At 69.8% G+C, this 2,287-nt stretch carries 2 protein-coding genes; both read left to right on the forward strand.

What is annotated here, in order from left to right:
* Positions 1-378 (forward strand): RICIN domain-containing protein (locus AB0M52_RS33345; RefSeq protein WP_363961829.1); only part of this gene is annotated, 378 nt, incomplete at its 5' end.
* Positions 379-455: 77 nt separating this feature from the next.
* Positions 456-2,287, forward strand: a 1,832-nt coding sequence (locus tag AB0M52_RS33350) for a ThuA domain-containing protein (RefSeq protein ID WP_363961830.1), incomplete at its 3' end; no start/stop codon positions are given.

The raw sequence follows: 2,287 nt of genomic DNA on the forward strand, positions 1-2,287 counted from the left end.
ACCGGCCCGATCACCGGGCTGGCCGGCAAGTGCCTGGACGTACGCAGCGGAGCCACCGCCGACGGTACGCAGATCCAGATCTACACCTGCAACGGTAGTACCGCGCAGACCTGGACGGTGACGCCGAACTCGACGGTCCGGGCGTTGGGCAAGTGTCTGGACGTCTCCGGCGGCGGTTCGGCGGACGGCACGAAGATCCAGCTCTGGACCTGCAACGGCAGCGGGGCGCAGAACTGGGCAGCCCAGTCGAACGGCACGCTGCGCAACCCGCAGTCCGGCAAGTGCCTGGACGTCTCCGGCAACAACTCTGCCGACAGCACCCCCGTGCACCTCTGGACCTGCCACACCGGCGCCAACCAGCGCTGGGTACTTCCCTGAGAAAGGAGGGGCCCCCTGTTAACGCCTGGTGCACTATAGGGGGCCCCTCCTAACACCCACTACGTTGGGAGAGCGACATGCGCAGACTCCTCCGACCCGCCTTCGGCCTGGCCACCGCCGTCCTCGCCGTCCTTGCCTGCACCACCCCGGCCACCCCGGCCAGCGCCGCCGACGCCCCGTACGACGTGCTGGTCTTCTCCAAGACGGCCGGCTTCCGGCACGACTCCATCGCGGTCGGCACCCAGGCCATCCGGGACCTGGGCGCGGCGAACAACTTCACCGTCACCGCCACCGAGGACGCCGCCGCCTTCACCACCGGCAACCTCGCCCAGTACGAGGCGGTGGTCTTCCTCAACACCACCGGGGACGTGCTCAACGCCAGCCAGCAGACCGCCTTCGAGTCGTACATCGGCTCCGGCGGCGGCTACGTCGGGGTGCACTCCGCCGCCGACACCGAGTACGACTGGCCCTTCTACGGCAACCTGGTCGGGGCGTACTTCCAATCGCACCCCGCCATCCAGCAGGCCAACGTCCGGGTGGAGAACCGGGCCCACGCGGCCACCGCGCACCTGCCGCAGACCTGGACCCGCACCGACGAGTGGTACGACTACCGGGCCAACGCCCGCCCCGGCGCGCGGGTGCTGGCCAATCTCGACGAGTCGTCGTACTCGGGCGGCGTGATGGGCGCCGACCACCCGATCGCCTGGTGCAAGACCTACAGCGGTGGCCGGTCCTTCTACACCGGCGGCGGGCACACCCAGGCGTCGTACGCCGACTCGGCGTTCCGGGCCCACCTGCTCGGCGGCATCCGGTACGCGGCCGGTCGCACCAAGGCCGACTGTCGCCCGGAGACCGGCTACACCACGCTCTACAACGGCTCGACCACCGGCTGGTCCCAGGCCGGGCCGGGTGGCTTCACCAACTCCGACGCCACCCTCACCTCGTCCGGCGGGATGGGCCTGTACTGGTACAGCGCGAAGCAGTTCACCAACTACTCGCTGAAGCTGGACTGGCGACTCAACGGGGACGACAACTCGGGAGTCTTCATCGGCTTCCCGCCGTCGAGTGACCCGTGGTCGGCGGTGAACAACGGCTACGAGATCCAGATCGACGCGACCGACGCCCCGGACCGCACCACCGGTGCCGTCTACACCTTCAAGTCCGCCGACATCCCCGCCCGGGACGCCGCGCTGAATCCGCCGGGGGAGTGGAACACCTACGAGCTGCTGGTGGAGGGGGAGCGCCTACAGGTCTTCCTCAACGGCTCGAAGATCAACGACTTCACCAACACCGACCCGGTCCGATCGCTCGCCGGCCACATCGGCATCCAGAACCACGGTGCCGGCGACGTGGCGTCGTTCCGCAACATCCGGGTCAAGGAGCTGGGCGGCTCGAACCCGCCGGGCGGCAACACCACGGTCCAGGCCGAGGCGTTCAGCTCGGCCAGCGGGGTCACCGCGTTCGCCAAGGCCGGCGCCAACGGCGGCCAGACGCTGGGCTACATCGACCCGGGGGACTGGGCGGCGTACAACGGCCTCGACCTGACCGGGGTCACCTCGTTCCGGGCCCGGGTGGTCTCCGGCGGGCCGGGTGGCACGATCCAGGTGCGCACCGGCTCGACCACCGGCACCGTGCTCGGCTCGGTGGCGGTCCCGAACACCGGCAGCTGGACCACCTTTGCCGACGTCACGACCAACCTGTCCAATGTCCCGTCCGGCCTGCGGAACGTCTACCTGACCTTCACCGGCTCGGGCTCGGGGCTCTTCGACGTCGACGACTTCACCCTGGTGCGGGGCACCGGCGGCAGCGGCGGCACCGGCCCGATCACCGGGCTGGCCGGCAAGTGCCTGGACGTACGCAGCGGAGCCACCGCCGACGGTACGCAGATCCAGATCTACACCTGCAACGG

The sequence above is a fragment of the Micromonospora sp. NPDC051296 genome (assembly GCF_040682255.1).
GTDB classification, from domain to species: domain Bacteria; phylum Actinomycetota; class Actinomycetes; order Mycobacteriales; family Micromonosporaceae; genus Micromonospora; species Micromonospora craterilacus.